The sequence below is a fragment of the Streptomyces sp. NPDC012466 genome (assembly GCF_042955215.1).
Taxonomy (GTDB): domain Bacteria; phylum Actinomycetota; class Actinomycetes; order Streptomycetales; family Streptomycetaceae; genus Streptomyces.
On sequence record NZ_JBIBEQ010000001.1, the window covers coordinates 1073933 to 1089576 of the forward strand.

8 protein-coding genes and 1 pseudogene are annotated in these 15644 nt (G+C 72.4%); 1 reads left to right on the top strand and 8 read right to left on the bottom strand.

Features of this window, described 5'->3' with window-relative positions:
- Positions 1-186 precede the first annotated feature (186 nt).
- The 5 genes from ACFY9E_RS04825 to ACFY9E_RS04845 form a co-directional block, all read right to left on the bottom strand.
- Positions 187-2445, bottom strand: coding sequence for a discoidin domain-containing protein (locus ACFY9E_RS04825; RefSeq protein WP_390979308.1), 2259 nt, complete (start codon positions 2443-2445; stop codon positions 187-189).
- A gap of 107 nt (positions 2446-2552) precedes the next feature.
- Positions 2553-3428, bottom strand: coding sequence for an ABC transporter permease subunit (locus ACFY9E_RS04830; RefSeq protein ID WP_390979310.1), 876 nt, complete (start codon positions 3426-3428; stop codon positions 2553-2555).
- Between the two features lie 6 nt (positions 3429-3434).
- Entirely contained in the window at positions 3435-4421 is a 987-nt protein-coding gene (locus ACFY9E_RS04835) for an ABC transporter permease subunit (RefSeq protein ID WP_390979312.1), read from the bottom strand.
- A 55-nt stretch (positions 4422-4476) separates the two neighbouring features.
- Positions 4477-5775, bottom strand: a complete 1299-nt coding sequence (locus tag ACFY9E_RS04840) for an extracellular solute-binding protein (RefSeq protein WP_390979314.1) — start codon at positions 5773-5775, stop codon at positions 4477-4479.
- Between the two features lie 77 nt (positions 5776-5852).
- Entirely contained in the window at positions 5853-8387 is a 2535-nt protein-coding gene (locus ACFY9E_RS04845; protein WP_390979316.1) for a glycoside hydrolase family 3 C-terminal domain-containing protein, read from the bottom strand.
- 154 nt (positions 8388-8541) lie between these two features.
- Here ACFY9E_RS04845 and ACFY9E_RS04850 point away from each other — a divergent pair, with 154 nt between their 5' ends.
- Positions 8542-9177, top strand: a complete 636-nt coding sequence (locus ACFY9E_RS04850) for a TetR family transcriptional regulator (RefSeq protein ID WP_390979318.1) — start codon at positions 8542-8544, stop codon at positions 9175-9177.
- Between the two features lie 39 nt (positions 9178-9216).
- Here the strand turns inward: ACFY9E_RS04850 and ACFY9E_RS04855 are convergent.
- The 3 genes and pseudogenes from ACFY9E_RS04855 to ACFY9E_RS04865 form a co-directional block, all read right to left on the bottom strand.
- Positions 9217-9509: pseudogene (locus tag ACFY9E_RS04855) on the bottom strand (PfkB family carbohydrate kinase); the annotation flags it as partial.
- Between the two features lie 724 nt (positions 9510-10233).
- A complete protein-coding gene (locus ACFY9E_RS04860) occupies positions 10234-12729 on the bottom strand; it encodes an SWIM zinc finger family protein (RefSeq protein ID WP_390979319.1) in 2496 nt (831 codons plus the stop codon).
- Complete coding sequence (locus ACFY9E_RS04865; RefSeq protein WP_390979321.1) at positions 12726-15575, bottom strand: SNF2-related protein; 2850 nt, start codon at positions 15573-15575, stop codon at positions 12726-12728. The genes ACFY9E_RS04860 and ACFY9E_RS04865 overlap by 4 nt, the downstream gene beginning before the upstream one ends.
- Between the last annotated feature and the right edge of the window lie 69 nt (positions 15576-15644).

Below are 15644 nucleotides of genomic sequence, written 5' to 3' on the forward strand. Positions count from 1 at the left end.
TGCGGCCTCGGGTGCCGGATCTGGCGCGGTCGCCCGGGCCGGTCACCTTCGATACCGCGGCAGTCGCAACGGCCGTGAGACGGCCCCAGGCCGACCTGCGGCGTGAGGTACCGGGCCTCACTCCTGTGTCGCCTACGGCCTCGCAGTACTGCTTCATCGAAACGCCACCTCCTTGTGGGTATGGGTTCAGGCCGACCGCGTGGTGAAGATCGCGGCGGCGCCGGCAGGCAGTCGGTAGCCGTACGTTGTGCCGCCCCACCGGACGTCGAACGCCGCGGTGCCGCTGCCGGAGTTGTACGTCGCCGACAACCGGGTGCCGTCCGGCAGCTGAGCGCTCTTGCGCTGAACGCCCTTCGTCACACCGGCGTTCGAGGTGACCTTGCCGTCGGGAGCGAGGACGGAGACGTCGTGGATGGACCACCAGCTGCCGGAGTCGGACTTGTTGACGACGCGGATATAACGGGCGGTGGTGGTGGGCAGCAGGATCCGGGTCACGGTGCTGCCGGGGCCAGTGGCGATCGGCTTGCCCCAGGTGGTGCCGTCATCGGAGGTGTACACCTCGTACTGGCGGGCGAAGTCGCCGGACGAGGCGCTGGTGTCCAGGACGATCTCGTTGAACGTCCGGGCGGAGCCGAGGTCGAGCTGGAACCAGTCGCCCGGTCGCATGCCCTGGCCGGAGCTCCAGCGGGTGGCCGCGTCGCCGTCGATCGCCTTGGTGGGCGGATCGTCCGAGCTGCTCGCGGAGGCCGATGCCTGCCAGCTGCCGCGGGGCAGGGCCACCTCACCGGTGGGCGGGGTGAGCGAGGCGCCGGCGGGCAGGGTGTAGCCGAGCCACTGGTCGCCGACGCGGACCTGGGGCTGCCGGGCGAGCAGGCTGCTGTCGTAGGTGATCAGGGCCTTGCTGCCGTCGGGGTTGCGGAAGGGGAGGTCGACGGAGCCGATGGCGGCCGGGTCGGTGCTGCCGTGCTGGGTGCCGTTCCAGGTGAAAGTCGCGGCTGCTCCGGCGGCCAGGGTGTAGGTGAAGTAGCGCTTGCCCCAGCGGACGGTGAACGTGCGGTCAGTGGTGCCGGAATTGTAGGTGACCAGGGCGGTGGAGCCGTCGGGGTTGGTGAACGCGACGTCTTCGACGCTGCCCTTGCCCAGGGTGTTGGATGCGACCCGGCGAGCGCCTGGCTGGACGAACTTGCTGGCCTGGGCGAGCCCCCAGTAGTCGGCCGTCGGCGTGTACGACCACGTGCTGTCGGCGTCCTGAGAGACGGTCACCATGGGGCGGCAGCCTTCGCACCCGTTGTTTCTGGGGCCGCTGTCGTTGTCAAGGGCGACGTTCCAGCGGACGATGCTCTGGGCCCAGTTCCGGGGGCCGTTGATGACGTTGTCCATGGCGCCGGCGAAGCCGTCCTGCTCGTCGCCCTCCCAGGTGCCGCCAGAGCACTCGGTCTGGAAGGCGCCCTCGTTGGGGTAGTCGTTGTGGACGACGGTCTGGTTCAGGACCAGCTCGGCGGCGGCGTAGCAGTGCCAGGCCGTACCGGCGACGTTCCGGGCGGTGGCCGGGTCGGCGTAGAACGACTCGGGGTAGCTGGTGACGTCCCAGTTGTGGTCGTAGCCCAGGATGCGCGTGGACAGCTTCTGTTCGCGCAGGGTCGGGGCGAGGTGGTCGGTGACGAAGGCGTTCGCCTCGTCAGCGGACAGGCGCATGCCCGGGTAGGTGGACGGTTCGTGCAGCGGCTCGTTCTGCGGGGTGATGTAGCGCACCGGGACGCCGGCCGCCGCGTACTCCTTGAGGAACTTCGCGAAGTAGTCGGCGTACGGCTGGTAGGCGTCCGGCTTGAGCCGGCCGCCGTTCATCGAGTCGCTGGTCTTCATCCACCCCGGCGGGCTCCACGGGGTGGCCATGACCGTCAGCTTCGGATTGAGCGCGCGGGCCTGCTTCAGCAGGGGGATGGTGTATGCCCGGTCGTGGTCGATCGAGAAGTTCGACAGTGTGGGGTCACTCTGGCCGGCGGGCATGTCGTCGTAGGAGTAGTTCCCTCTGACGGTGAAGTCGCTGGCGCCCATGGGCTGACGCAGGATGCTCAGACCGATGCCGTCGCGGCGGCTGAACAGGTCACGCATCAGCGCGTTCCGCTGATCGGCGCTGAGCTTGGTGCCGACCAGCCAGGCGGAGGAGTCGGTGAACGAGGCCCCGAAGCCGGACATGGGCTGGTACCTGCGGGAGGTGTCCACGGTGATCGTCGAGCCGGAGGGTGCGGGTCCGGTCTTCCAGGTCACCGGGGACTGCTGGGACAGGTACGTCTTGGTGGACGGGTTGGTGATCCAGACCGACGCCCGGCCGGGCGCGGAGTCGGCCGAGGCGGGTGTGGCTGCCGGAAGGACGGGGAGCGTGGCGAGCAGGGTCGCGGCGGCTGCCAGGGATGTCCGGCGCCATTGCCGGGTGGTGGTTCTCATGGTGCGGCTCCTTGCGGGCATGACGGCCTGGCACGGCGGCGCGCGTGCAGGACGTGGGTGGGGCGGGACCGGCGCGGGAGGGGCGGGTAAGGGCGCCGGAGCCGGGGTCACTTCAGGCCGGTGGTCGCGATACCGGCGACGAAGTGGCGTTGGAAGAGCAGGAAGACGATGGTCACCGGGAGCAGGACGACGACGGCTCCGGCGAGCAGGATGCCGAAGCGGGTGAAGTCCTGTCCGCTGCTGGCCAGGGCGAGGCCGACGGGGAGGGTGTACTGGCTCTCGTTCTGGGCCACGACCAGCGGCCACAGGAAGTTGTTCCAGGAGCCGAGGAAGGTGATGATCCCGAGCGTCGCGAGGGCCGGCTTGGTCAGGGGCAGGATGATCTTCCAGAAGATGGCCAGTTCGCGGCAGCCGTCGACGCGGGCTGCGTCAATGAGTTCGTCGGGCAGGGTGGAGATGAACTGCCGCATCAGGAACACCCCGAACGGGGTGGCGAGGAAGGGCAGGATCAGCCCGAGCAGGGAGCCGGTCAGCTTCATGTTGGCCACCAGGACGTACAGCGGTACGAAGGTGACCAGGCCCGGGACCATGAGGGTCGCGATGACGACGGTGAACACGGCGCGCTGTCCGCGGAACTCGAGTTTGGCGAGGGCGTAGCCGAGCATCGAGCAGAAGATCAGGTTCCCGGCGGTGACGGCCAGGGCCACGATCACCGAGTTGGCGAACATCGTCGTGAAGTCCAGGCTGCCGAACAGCTCCTGGAAGTTCGTGAGCGTGGGGCGGGTGGGGATCAGGTCGGGCGGGATCTTGCGGATGTCCGCCTCGGGCTTGAACGCCCCGGAGAGCATCCACAGGAACGGCGTGACCATCAGCAGTAGGAGGCCGGTGAGCGGCAGGTACAGCCAGGGGCGGCCCCACTCCTGGCGGATGCGGCGGCGTCGTACGGACTTCTGTACAGCGGGATCGATCGTGGTCGTGGTCATGGGGCATCAGTCCTTGTCGCGCAGCATGCGGAACTGCAGCACGGTCAGCGCGATGATGAGAACGAAGACGACGTAGCCGGCGGCCGATGCGATGTCGTAGTTGCCGTTGCCGAACTGCTTGTAGGCGTACAGCGTGGCCGACAGGGTGGAGTCCAGGGGGCCGCCGTCGGTCATGACGAACGGCTCGTCGAAGAACTGCAGGTAGCCGATGCCGGTGGTGACGGCGGTGAGGAGGAGGGCGGGGCGCAGGAGGGGGAAGGTGACCCGCCAGAAGCGCTGCCAGGGGCCGGCGCCGTCGAGTTCGGCGGCCTCCGTCAGGGAGTGGGGGACGGACTGCAGACCGGCCAGCATGATGATCATGACGGTGCCGAGGTTGCGCCATACGGCCATGAGGATCATGACGGGCAGGGCGAGGCGGGTGTCGGCCAGCCAGGCCGGGCCGTCGATGCCGAACCAGGCGAGGACGGTGTTCACCAGGCCGGTGTGGGGTTCGAGGAGGGTTTTCCACACCACGGCGACGGCGACGATGCTGGTGATCACCGGCAGGTAGAAGCCGACCCGGAAGGCGGCTCGGAAGCGGCGGATGCCACTGTCGAGGGCGACCGCCGCGGCGAGCCCGGCGGCCAGGGTCAGGGGCAGGGCCGCCAGGACGAACACGCCGGTGTTGCGCAGGGCGGTGAAGAACTGCGGGTCCTGGAAGAGCCGTACGTAGTTGTCGAGGCCGACGAACGACACGTTCAGCGGGGTGCGCAGGTCGGCGCTCTTGGTGTCGGTCAGGCTCATCAGCGTCGACCAGACGACCGGCAGCAGCATGAAGGCGAGAAACAGGGCGAGGAACGGGGCGGCGAGGATCCACGCGGTGCGGGCCTGGCGGCCCCGTGCGGTGCTCCGCCGCGGCGAGGAGGTGCGGCGGAGCACCGCCGGCTGCTTGCCGGCGGTGTCGTGCCCCTCGGTGCCCTGCCCGGCGATGGTGTTCGTGGACATGGTGGTCATCCGTCCGTGGGCATGGTGGTCATCCGTCCGTACGGGGGATGCGTGCGGCGGCGCTTCAGCGGCCGGTGCCGATGCTGGTGGCCTTGGACTGCAGGGCCTTCTGCACGTCGGCGACGCTGGATTTGCCGTAGGCGAGCTTCTCGAGCTCGGAGTCGATGGCGTCGGCGATCTGCTGCCAGGTGGTGATCGCCGGAGGGGCCTTGGTGACCTTCAGCTGGGTCTCGAAGGCGGCCATCTTCGGGTTCTCGTTCAGCTTGCCCTTCGACCAGGACTGGACGGCGGCGGGCAGGTTGCCCGAGGCGTCCGCGTACTCGGCCAGGTTCTTCGGCTCGGTGAGGAACTTGACGAACTTCCAGGCCGCGTCGGCGTTGTCCGCGTCCTTGAAGACGGCGAGGTCGCTGCCGCCGGCCAGGCCGGCCGCCTGCGTGCCCTTCGGCAGCGGCATGGTCTGCCACTTGCCGTCCAGTTCCGGGGCGTTCTTGTGGAGGTCGCCGCCGGTGCTGGGGCCCTGCTGCACGGTGCCGATCAGCCCGTTCTGGAGGTTCTGGCGTGCGTCGGTCTTGTCGTTCGGCGTCAGCTTGTCCTCGAAGATGCCGCTGTAGTACTCCAGGGCCTTGGTGACCGCAGGCGTGTCGAAGGTGAACTTCTTCGCGTCGGCGTCGTAAATGTCACCGCCCTGCTGCCACACCATTGGCAGCCAGAACAGCCAGGAGTTGAAGCCGACCTGCAACTGGGTGGCGTTGCGCAGCTTGGCATTCTGCTTGCCCGCGGTGGCCTGGACGGCCTTCAGGTCCTTCAGGTATCCGGCCCAGTCGCCCGCGGGGGCCCCCTCGATACCGGCCTTGGTGGTGATGTCGGTCCGGTAGTAGATCACCGAGGTGTCGGCGATGAACGGGACGCCGTACGAGGTGTCCTTGTACTTCGTGGTGTCCCATTGGCCGGGGAAGAACGCGGACTCCTCGAACGAGGCCGGCGTTGCCTGGAAACCGTTCATCGCGGCCATCTCGGCCATCCACGTCGAGCCGATCAACGACATGTCCGGGGTGTTGCCGCCAGCGATCGAGGTGGTCAGCTTCTCGTGCGCGGCGTCCCACGGCACCGCCGTGATCCGAACCGTCACGTCCGGGTTCCGCTGCTCGAACTTCTTCGCCAGGCTCTCCAGGTCCTTGTCGGCCTTGTCGCCCATGGACCACATCACCAGCTTGCCCTTGGCCTTGCCGCTGCCGATTTTCGCCGGGGCATTGTCGGAGGACGAGGCGTCGTCGCTCCGGCCGCAGCCGGTGGCCAGCAGGGCGGCGGCCACGGTGGCGCAGGCGATCTGGAGGGTTCTGGTGGTGGGACGAGGGGTGCGCATGGGTGCGGCTCCTTGCGGTTGGGCTGGACACGGCGCGGGAGGTGAGCGGGGCAAAAGCGACTGTGCGGCCGGGTGGGTCAGCCTTCGGGGTGTAGGCGGCCGCCATCGACGGTCGCCCCGGCGGTGAGGCGCGGATCACGGCTGGAACGTCCGACGTGCAGGCGGTAGCGGCCGGGCGGTGTACGCCAGGTGTGGGTTTCGCCGTCCCAGATTTGGAAGGCGCGGGCGGCTATGTGTACCTCGGCGGTGACGCGTGTACCTGGTGCCGCCTGGACCGTGGCGAAGCCCGCCAGCAGGCGCACCGGCCGGTCGGAGACGTCCTGCGGCGGCTCCAGGTAGACCTGGACGACCTCACGGCCGGCCCGGGGGCCGCTGTTGGTCAGTTCCACGGTCAGGTTGAGTCCGTCTCCGCCCGCGGGGCAGGGCAGATCGGCGAAGACGGGAGCCGGGGAGATCGTCACGGACTCGTACGTCCATCGCGTCCAGCCCAGACCGTGCCCGAACGGGAAGGCCGGCGTGAGGCCGTCCCGGTCCCAGGCCCGGTGGCCGACGTGGACGCCCTCGGTGTAGTCCACGATGCCGTCGCGGGGGCGGGCGTCGGGGACGGGGACGTCCTCGGCGCGGGCGGGCAGCGTCCACGGCAGTCGGCCCGACGGCTCGGTACGGCCCAGCAGCACATCGGCGAGTGCGTGCCCGGCCTCCTGGCCCGGCAGCCACGACCACAGCAGGGAGGGGGCCTCGTCGGCCCAGGGCAGCAGCACCGGGGCGCCGGCGTTGACGACCACGATGGTGCGCGGGTTGGCGGCGATCACCTTGCGGACCAGGTCGTTCTGGTGGCCGGGCAGGTCGAGGCTGGTGCGGTCCCAGCCCTCGGACTCGACCTCCTCGTTGGTACCCACCACGACGACGGCCACATCGGCGGCCTGGGCCGCGGCGGCGGCTTCGGCGATCTCTTCGTAGGGGGTGGTCCCCGGCGGAGTGTGCCGCAGCTGGGCGGTGACGAAGCGCCCGTAGCCACCGGCGTCGACGACGGTGAGATCCAGGGCGAGCGCAAGTCTGCGGCCTTCCGGCCCCACCTCGATGTCGATCCCCCGCTGTGGCGGGTGGGCGTGTTTGGACTCCAGCACCAGCTCCACGCCGCGATCGTCGTATCCGGCCAGGACGTGTTCGCCGTCGATGCTCGCGCTGAAGCGCCCCGCGCAGCCGAACTCCAGGCGGTGCGTCCCCGGTTCGGCGAGGGTCAGCTCCGTGCGCAGCAGAACCCGGTGGGTCGCCGGGGCGAAATCGTCGTACATGGTCCAGTCGCCAGTGGCGCCGGCCTCGCCGCCGATGCGGTTGCCGTCGGCGTCCAGGTGGTCGGCGCGGATGCCCGCCGCGCCGGTGTCGGGATCGGTGAGCAAGTCGGCGGAGGCATACGGCAGGCGCAGGCGGGCGTCGCCGCCCCGGTGCACGGTCAGCCGGACGTCCTCGGGGAGCGCGGCCCGCAGCCCGTCCTCGTACGACACCGTGCGCACCGCCGGGACGAAGGCACTCCCGCCGCCCTGGAGATAGGGCGCGACGGCGTTGGGGCCGATCAACGCGACGCTGCGGATGCCGTCCGGGGGCAGCGGCAGCAGGTCGGCCTCGTTGCGGAGCAGCACCGTGCCGCGAGCGGCGACCTCGCGCAGCAGGCGGAACTCCTCCGGCGCGGGCTTGGCCGGTACGGGGGACGGCGCCGACTCATCCAGTGCGCCGACATGCCGGGCCAGGCGCAGCAGCCGCAGCACCTTGTCGTCGACCAACTGCTCGTCCACCTCGCCCGCGCGCACGGCGGCAGCGAGGGCGTCACCCCAAGGACCGTCTGGACCCGGCATCACCAGATCCAGACCACCGACCGCCGAGGCCATGGTGGACCGGGTCGCGGCCCAGTCGCTCACCACGGGCCCGGAGAAACCCCACTCGCCCTTCAGCACCCCGCGCAGCAACCGCGCGTTCTCGGTCATCGGCGCTGACTCGGTCCCGTCGTCCAGGCCCGAGTAGGCGGCCATCACGCTCCACGGCTCGGCCTCGGCGAGGACCTGCTCGAAGGGGGTCAGGTAGACCTCCCGCAGTGTCCGCTCGTCCAGCCGGGCGCGGTACTCGGTGCGGTCGGTCTCGGAGTCGTTGGCCACGAAGTGCTTCAGACACGCGCCCACGCCCCGGCTCTGCAGGCCGCGTACGACGGCGGCGGCCAGGGTGCCGGTGAGCAGTGGGTCCTCGGAGAAGTACTCGAAGTGCCGCCCGGCGATCGGGGTGCGCTGCAGGTTCACCACCGGCGCCAGCACCACGTCGACGCCCTTGCGGCGCGCCTCCGTGGCGAACAGCTCCCCCAGGCGCTCGGCGAGCTCGGTGTCCCAGGCCGCCGCCAGCGCACTCGGCGCGGGGGCCAGCAGGCCGGTCTCGTCGGGGTCGTCGCCGGTCCCCCGCACGCCCTGCGGGCCGTCGGACATCGTCACCGCGGACAGTCCGAGCCGGGGCTCGGCAGGAAGTCTCCACAGGTCCGCGCCGGTAAGCAGCCGGACCTTGGAGTCCAGGTCCAGGCCGCGGACGCGGTCACGGAGCTCGGCGTCATCAGGGAGGGCAGGGCGGCTCATGCTCGTCCTTCCAGGCCGCGGGGCGGCACGAAGCGGGCGGAACGGGAGCAGGAAAGCACACTCACTAAGTGCTTAGTAAGTCCTTGTGCGTAAGTTCTTTCTCAGGTTTGATCGGAGGGTGACCACTGATAGACAGCCCCGTAGACTCCGCACGATGAGCGAGAGCACGCCGAACGGGGAACGGCAGCCCCGCGCCGGGAAGAGTCTCAAGGCCCAGCAGCGACGGCAGGAGATCCTGCAGATCGCCATGGACACCTTCGCCGCCCGCGGCTACAACAACGCCTCGCTTCAAGAGATCGCCGACCGCGCCGGGGTCACCCAGGCCGGCGTCCTGCACTACTTCCGCTCCAAGGCCCAACTGCTCACCAGCGTCCTGGACCTGCGTGACGCCACCGACATCGAGCAGCTCGGCCCCGACCGCCCCAAGGGGATGGCCTTCCTGCGCCACCTCGTCGACACCGTCCGCCGCAACACCGAACGCGAAGGCATCGTCCGCCTCTACGCCGTGCTCTCGGCGGAAAGCGTCACCGAGGGACACCCCGCCCAGGACTACTTCCGCGCCCGCTACGCCGGCCTGCGCGTCATGGTCACCGAAGCCCTCGCCGAAGCATCCGAACTCGGCGAGACACGCCCCGACCTCAACCTCGAAGAGGCTGCCACGGCGATCATCGCCGTCATGGACGGCCTCCAGGTCCAGTGGCTGCTCGCCCCCGAGTCCGTCGACATGACGGCCGTGACAGATCGGGTCGTCACCGCACTCCTGGCCGAGTTCACGACCAGAACCGCCTGATACCCGGCGACAGTTGTTGCCGGGGGCACCTATGCGTGTTCAGGCGTGCGGCAGGAGTCGTTCCGCCTCGGCCTCCAAGGATGCCGGGTCCGTGCGCGGAGGGTTCGCGCCGGGGACGGAGCAGGTCAGCGCGGCGACGCGGGCGGCGAAGCGCAGGCTTCGGTGAGATCCGCGACGCTCAGTCCGTCGAGGCGGCCGCCGAGGCGGCCGAGGGCGAAGAGGCGGTGGAGCAGGCCGGCGGTGAAGGAGTCGCCCGCGCCGACGCCGTCGACGACGAACGGGGCGTGGACCGTGATGCGGTGGCCGTCGAGTGAGGCGAGGGCGCCGGATGCCGCCGGGCGAGGGCCTCGTCGATCTCCAGTGTCTGACCCAGCACGTCGTGCTCTGGAGGACCGCACCGAGCCGCTGACGCCGGTGGCGGAGATCACGCGCGGGAGGAACTACTCGAGGCACGGTCTCGGAGAGACATGCCGTGCCGTAGACACTCCCAAAGGCGGTTGGATTCGCAGGAGCCAAGAGTGCCTCCCGGTTGGGCGCGGAGAATCCCTGGGTGACACGCTGTGCCTCGGCCGTCAGAGCGGCGTCGCCCCCTCCTTGCTTCGGGTACTCAGGAGGGGAGAAGCCGGGCGCAACGGTGCCCTCGACGGACGTTGCACGCACCTAATTGAGATCCGTCGGACCGCACGGGCGAGGCTTCTCGTCGAACACCGCTATCACACACCTGTCACCGACTGCGTCGACTCCCCCGGACCAAAACGCTCTGACCTGGAATTGTGCGGTCGCCTTGGACTGACCTGGACGCCTATAGACGGTTCCCTACAACCTGTGCCAGGTCGTGCCGAGCGAGGGCCCGAGGATGAGGACGGGGGCGTCTTCCGGGCCGTCGAAGCGGTACTGGAGGGCAGGGGTCGTCGTCTCACTCACCGCTCCACGCTAACCGTCGATTCCGGCGCCGCCGACGCCGGTCCCCCGATCCTCACACCCGGCTCCCGAAAATCGGCCGCGAATGCGCACGCCGCCTCCACCCACCGGCCCCCGGCAGGCCCTGGGACGCCGTCAGAGGTCGCTCGGCAGGCCGAGGCCGGTCAGCGCTCCGACCGGGTCGAGGTCGGGGGTGCCTCTGGGCCACCAGTCGTCGTGGCCGGGCTCGGACTCGTAGGCGTACCAGAGGCCGTCGCGGCCGAGGCGGAGCTGGACGTGGCCCTGGGGGTGGGTGAGGTGATTGCGCCAGGGCCGGAAGGCGGGCAGGTCGGCGGCGAGGAGGAGGGGCCGGGCCCGGTCGAACCGGCCGGCGGGCGGATCCCACGGCTCCTCCAGCACGGCGAGGCCCTCCAGTCCGCCCTGGCGCCAGGCAGCCACCGCGCGGGCCAGCTCGGACGGGGTGCGGCCCGCCGCGGAGGCGAGGGAGGAGTAGAGCGCCCGGCTGCCCGCGGTGAGCCCCGACCCGGGGCGGGCCGCGGCGAGACGGACCGCGTCCTGCCAGAAGGTCAGCTCACCGACCGGGTCACGGCCCGTGTGGAGCAGGGCGTGGGCGCGGACGGCGGCGTCCGTGGCCAGCTGGTCCAGCGCGAAGGGGTCCGGGCCGCCGGGGGCCGCCGGATAGGCCGGGGGCTGCTCGGGGTGCGCGGGCGGAGGCAATGGTGCGGGAAGGGGCGGGAGGGCGCGCGACGCGAGGACCTCCGCCGCCCGCACGCCGGGCAGGGGCGCCGGGCCCCTGTCCTGCGCGGCGCGCGCGGCGCGGGTGGCGCTCAGCCGGGACAGCGCGTCGAGCAGTTCCCGCTCGCCCCGGCCGCGCAGCAGAAGCAGGACGAAGGGGTCGGCGTCGAGCAGCCGGGCGGTCTGGTAGCAGAGGGCGGCCGCGTGCTTGCAGGGGTGGCCGCGGTCGGGGCAGCTGCACCGGGGCTCCAGGTCGCCGGGGCCGGGCAGCAGCGGCACGCCGCAGTCCGCGAGGGACTGGGGCATCTCCTTGTCGAGCAGCGCCGCGATGTGCCCGGGGCGGTCGGCGGCGGTGTCCAGGAACCGGTCCCAGTCGGTGTCGTCGAGCGTGCGCAGGCGGACCTGGACGCGGTACGGGCGGGGCCGGCTGCCCTGGACGTAGGCCAGCACCATCCCGGGTGTCACGGTGATGGCGTCGACATGCCCCTGCCCGGCGTACCCCCGCCCGCGCTCCAGCCGCTTCACGTCCAGCGCGCCCTGCTCCAGGGCGCTGACCCAGGCGTTACCCCACCAGCTCTCGGCGAAGCGTTCGCCGGCCCGGGGCGGGAAGGGCGGGAAGGTACGGCGCAGTTCGCTGTCGCGGGAGGGGTCGGCCATGGAGCGGGGGGACCTGGGGGTGCGGGACACAGAGTCCGAGCGCGGGGTCGAGAGCTGCGTGGAGTGGGCGGTCGGGGAACTCGCAGGCGCCGGGTGGCCTGGGCGGGCGTAGGCCGGGGCCGACGGCGGGAGCGGCGTCGCCGGGCCGTCTGGGTGCGCGGCGGGGTCCGGGGGCGGGGATGCCGGGGTGCCCGTCCCTGCCGTGGCGGCCGAGGCCTCGGAACCGGTCCCCGGGCTTCCGGCCCGGCCGGGCGTCACAGGGCCGGGTGCGGCCGGGCCGGACTCGCTGTGAGGCCCTACCGGACCGGGTGCGGCCTCGTCGTAACCGCCGTACGGCTCCTCCTGGCCGTATCCGCTGTGCGGCCTCTCCGGGCTTCGGCCGGCGGAGCCGTGCAGCAGGTCGGCCGTGCGAGCCGGACCGCTCCCCTGCCCGGTGGTTCGCTCGTGGTCGTCGGTGGGCGCGTCCTGCGGATTCGGCATCCGGAACGCGTCGGACAGCAACTGCCGGACGTCACGCGCCGCCGGGGCGTCCGCGCCCGCTCGCCGCGCGGCCGCCGCTCTGTCGTCCACGGCGCTCTGCCGGGCCCGGCGCCTGCGGCGGGCGCCTTCCCGCTCGGTCTCCTCGCGGGCCCGCCGCGCGTCGTCCCGTGCCGCGCGCAGCGCCTCACGGGCGACGTCCGCGGCGCGTGGCTCGGCACCCGCCCGGGCGGAAGGCCGCGCGGGGGCGGCATCGGCGGGGGCGGCCCCCGCCGGGTTGGTCCGAGGGTCACCGGATGCCTGGGGCTCCGGCGTATCGGGGGCCGGGGTGTCGTCGGGTGCGCCGGCGTCATGGGGCGCACCGAGGGCCTCCCCTGCATCCGCGGTCCCGGGCGCACCGGCGGTCCCGGACGCACCGGCGCTCTCGGAGGCACCGGCGAGATCGGGGGCACTGGTGGATTCGAGGCCGTGGTCGGCTTCGCGGGCGCTGGTGGCTTCGGCGCCGCAGTCGTCCTCCTCCCGACCGGCGATGTCGGACTCAGGGACATCGGGGACATCGTCACTGACGTCGTCCCGAACGGACACCGCCCTCCGGAGCGCCTCGCGTGCCACGTCTGCCGGCCCGGGGGTTCCCTGGGCGGCGGCGCCCCCGGCCGGGGGCGGGCCCGGCCGGGCAGCCGGTGCCGGGCCGGTTTCCCTGGCCGCCCGCTCCCGGGCCTCGCGCAGCGCGCGGCGGGCCTCGTCGGCCGGGCTGGGGGTCATGACGACCTCCGCAGGGACACCAGGTCGGACAGCTCCCGGTCCGTCAGTTCCGTGAGGGAGGACTCGCCGGAGCCGAGGATCGCGTCGGCCAGGGCCCGCTTGGACTGGAGCATCTCGGCGATGCGGTCCTCGATGGTGCCCTCGGTGATGAGGCGGTGCACCTGCACCGGCTGGGTCTGGCCGATGCGGTAGGCGCGGTCGGTGGCCTGTTCCTCGACGGCCGGGTTCCACCAGCGGTCGAAGTGCACGACGTGGCCCGCCCGGGTGAGGTTCAGGCCGGTGCCGGCCGCCTTGAGCGACAGCACCAGGACCGGCGTCGAACCGGCCTGGAAGCGGTCCACCATGCGCTCGCGCTCGGGGACCGGCGTGCCGCCGTGGAGGAGGTCGACCGGGACCGCGCGGGTGGCCAGGTGGGTGGTGATCAGGCGGGCCATCCCGACGTACTGGGTGAAGACGAGGGCGGACCCGTCCTCGGCGAGCAGCGTGTCCAGCAGCTCGTCCAGCAGGGCGAGTTTGCCGGAGCGGGCGGCGAGCCGGTCGCCCGCGGCCGGGGTGTGCTCCTCCTTCAGGAACAGTGCCGGGTGGTTGCAGATCTGCTTCAGCGACGTGAGGAGCTTCAGCACCAGGCCCCGGCGGGGCATGCCCTCGGCCGTTTCGATGGCGAGCATCGACTCCCGGACCACCGCCTCGTACAACGCCGCCTGTTCGCGGGTGAGCGGCACCGGGTGGTCGGTCTCCGTCTTGGGCGGCAGCTCGGGCACGATGCCCGGGTCGGACTTCTTGCGGCGCAGGAGGAAGGGGCGGACCAGGCGGGCCAGGCGCTCCACCGCCTCCTCGTCCTCACCGGTCTCCACGGCCCGGGCGTGCCGCGCGCGGAAGGACTTCAGCGGGCCGAGGAGGCCGGGGGTGGTCCAGTCGAGCAGGGCCCACAGCTCCGAGAGGTTGTTCTCGACGGGCGTGCCGGTCAGGGCCACGCGCGCGGGGGACGGGATCGTGCGCAGCGCCTTGGCCGTGGCCGAGTAGGGGTTCTTGACGTGCTGCGCCTCGTCGGCGACGACCATGCCCCAGGCGCGCTCGGCCAGGGCGGGGGCCGCCGAGCGCATGGTGCCGTACGTGGTGAGGACGAAACCGCCGTCCAGGCCGTCGAGGCTGCGGTCCGGGCCGTGGAAGCGGCGGACCGGGACTCCAGGGGCGAAGCGGGTGATCTCCCGCTGCCAGTTGCCGAGCAGGGAGGCCGGGCAGACGACGAGGGTCGGTTCGCGGCGGGCCCGCTTCAGGTGCAGGGCGATGAGGGTGACGGTCTTGCCGAGGCCCATGTCGTCGGCGAGGCAGCCGCCGAGGCCGAGGGAGGTCATCAGGTCGAGCCAGGCCAGGCCGCGGAGCTGGTAGTCCCGGAGGGTGGCCCGCAGGTCCGGGGGCGGCTCGGCCGGGCGGATGCCCGCGGTCAGGCGGTCGCGCAGGGCGGCCAGGGCGCCGACCGGTACGGCCTCGACCGTCTCGCCGTCCACGTCGGCGGTGCCGGTGAGGGCGACGGACAGCGCGTCGACCGGGTCGAGCAGGCCCAGGTCCCGTTTGCGGGCCTTGCGGACGAGCGCCGGATCGACCAGCACCCACTGGTCGCGCAGCCGGACGACCGGGCGGTGGGCCTCGGCAAGGGCGTCCATCTCGGTGTCGGTGAGCGGGTCGCCGCCGAGGGCCAGCTGCCAGCGGAACTGGAGGAGGTCCTCGCTCTCGAAGAAGCCGGTGCCGTCGGTCGCCGAGCCGGGGGCCGGACGGACCACCGCCGCGGCGGACAGGTCCTGCGCGAGGTCCCGCGGCCAGTGCACGGCGACCCCGGCCGCGGCGAGCCGGGTCGCCGCGACGCCGAGCAGGTCGTTCAGCTCGTCCTCGGTCAGGGCCAGCACGTCGGGCACGTCCTGGTCGGCGAGCCGGTCGAGCGGGGGCCAGATGCGGGCCGCCCGGCGGACGGCGAGGGCCGCGTCCACGCGGGCGCGGGGTCCGAAGGCGTCGGCGGCCGCGCCCGCCCACAGGGCCGCGGCGTCGGCCACGAGGGTGGGGTCGGCGAGGCTGTGCACCTGGACGATCGCCGCGCCGGCGCTGCGGGCGCCGCCGTCGGAGGCGTCGTCGAACAGGTCGTAGGCGGACAGGTCCAGGCGGAGCGAGATCCGCACGCCGGCGTCCATGCCGGCGGCGACCTCGGCGGCCCAGTCGTGGGCGGCCGGCAGGTGCTGGGCCTCGCGGGCCGCGAAGGGCCGGCCCGAGGTGTGGGGCGCGGCCGGGGTGCGGGGCAGGGTGTCGGCGACCGCGTCCAGGAAGGCGCGCACCAGCGCTTCCGGTTCGGGCAGCCGGAGCGGGCCGGGGCCGGGCAGCGGGACGGCGTGGCCTTCATGGGGCAGGGCCGCGGCGACCGCGCGCAGGTGCGCGATGTCGTCCGGGTCGAGGGGGCCGGCGCGCCAGGCGTCGTGGCCCGTGGCGGTCAGACCGGGCAGCAGCCGGCCGCGCGCGGTCAGCCTCAGGGCGTGCAGGGCCGCCGCGCCCCAGCAGGCCGTGGCCGGGTGGGCCGCCGGGTCGTGCCGGGCGCGGACGAGGAGCGGCAGGGCCGCGTCCAGCGGGAGGGACAGGGCCGGGGTGGTGCGGCGCCGGACTCCGGCGGTGCCGTGCCGGCGTACGACGGTCAGCTCGGTGTCCTCGGCGGGCAGGGGCTCTGCGGGCAGGGGCTCGCCCTCGGGGTCCCAGAAGGCGATGCGCCCGTCGCGCGGGAGGGGCGCGGGCAGGAAGACGGCCGGGAGCCGGACCGGGACCGTCGTGTCCGCCGTCCGATCGGCTGTCGGAGCCGTCTCTCCCATACGTCCTGCCACCTCCCGCCCCGCGTGCCGGATCAGTTGTCTCCGACTCTACGGGCGGGGTCTGACAAT

Excerpts from the sequence above, each read along its gene's own strand:
- ACFY9E_RS04865 (WP_390979321.1), bottom strand. The coding sequence starts at position 15,575 with ATGGGAGAGACGGCTCCGACAGCCGATCGGACGGCGGACACGACGGTC.
- ACFY9E_RS04860 (WP_390979319.1), bottom strand. The coding sequence starts at position 12,729 with ATGACCCCCAGCCCGGCCGACGAGGCCCGCCGCGCGCTGCGCGAGGCC.
- ACFY9E_RS04835 (WP_390979312.1), bottom strand. The coding sequence starts at position 4,421 with ATGACCACCATGTCCACGAACACCATCGCCGGGCAGGGCACCGAGGGG.
- ACFY9E_RS04845 (WP_390979316.1), bottom strand. The coding sequence starts at position 8,387 with ATGAGCCGCCCTGCCCTCCCTGATGACGCCGAGCTCCGTGACCGCGTC.
- ACFY9E_RS04830 (WP_390979310.1), bottom strand. The coding sequence starts at position 3,428 with ATGACCACGACCACGATCGATCCCGCTGTACAGAAGTCCGTACGACGC.
- ACFY9E_RS04825 (WP_390979308.1), bottom strand. The coding sequence starts at position 2,445 with ATGAGAACCACCACCCGGCAATGGCGCCGGACATCCCTGGCAGCCGCC.
- ACFY9E_RS04850 (WP_390979318.1), top strand. The coding sequence starts at position 8,542 with ATGAGCGAGAGCACGCCGAACGGGGAACGGCAGCCCCGCGCCGGGAAG.
- ACFY9E_RS04840 (WP_390979314.1), bottom strand. The coding sequence starts at position 5,775 with ATGCGCACCCCTCGTCCCACCACCAGAACCCTCCAGATCGCCTGCGCC.